Origin of the sequence: Pseudomonas sp. 2822-17 (assembly GCF_002742485.1) — a bacterium.
GTDB classification, from domain to species: Bacteria; Pseudomonadota; Gammaproteobacteria; order Pseudomonadales; family Pseudomonadaceae; genus Aquipseudomonas; species Aquipseudomonas cyclaminis.
This window is the reverse complement of sequence record NZ_LJRZ01000252.1, coordinates 1-630: the sequence shown is the minus strand read 5'-3', so window position 1 is coordinate 630 and position 630 is coordinate 1. Positions and strand designations below refer to the sequence as shown.

Sequence of the window (630 nt, the reverse complement as noted above, 5' to 3'; positions counted from 1 at the left end):
CGCGAAGACCTTGATGGTGTATTCAACTGTTCAGCACCAGATCCCGTTACCAACCGAGAGCTTATGAAACAACTACGAACCACTATGAACCGACCAGTGGGACTACCTTCGCCGAAGTGGCTCCTTGAAATAGGGTCGGTGATGCTCAAGACAGAGACCGAGCTAGTGTTAAAAAGCAGGTGGGTCCTCCCAGAACGCCTTGAAAAAGAAGGATTCACATTCGAATATGATACCTTAGAAAAAACAGTAAAAGATATTGTATAAGCTTTGGAAAACAGGGGGCGGTTCTTGCGTTTACAGCGAAGCTTTGTAAACGCAAGAACCGTCCCCTTGTTTCCCCTTGTTCCCCCCTCAAAAATAGGTATTTTCTCACCACTTTTTTATTTCAGTACTTAATTGTTAACGAATGGAAGAATTATAGCTATAATAAATCTCATGTGCCTTTAGGCATAATACAAAAGGAGGGATTTTATTTGAACAGGCAGAAATTTTTAGCGCAATTTATGATCTTTTTACTAGTTTTTCAATTCTTTATACCACTTGTTCCAACAACAGTAACTGCGGAAAGTAGTTCTGATGAAGTGGAAAGTGAGGGAGAAGTATTTGAACCATCATCTCATTTACTTGAGT

1 protein-coding gene is annotated in these 630 nt (G+C 40.3%); it reads left to right on the top strand.

From position 1 onward, the window contains the following. Positions 1–264: DUF1731 domain-containing protein (locus tag AOA60_RS03680; RefSeq protein WP_143522368.1), on the top strand; the 264-nt coding region annotated here is incomplete at its 5' end. Positions 265–630 lie beyond the last annotated feature (366 nt).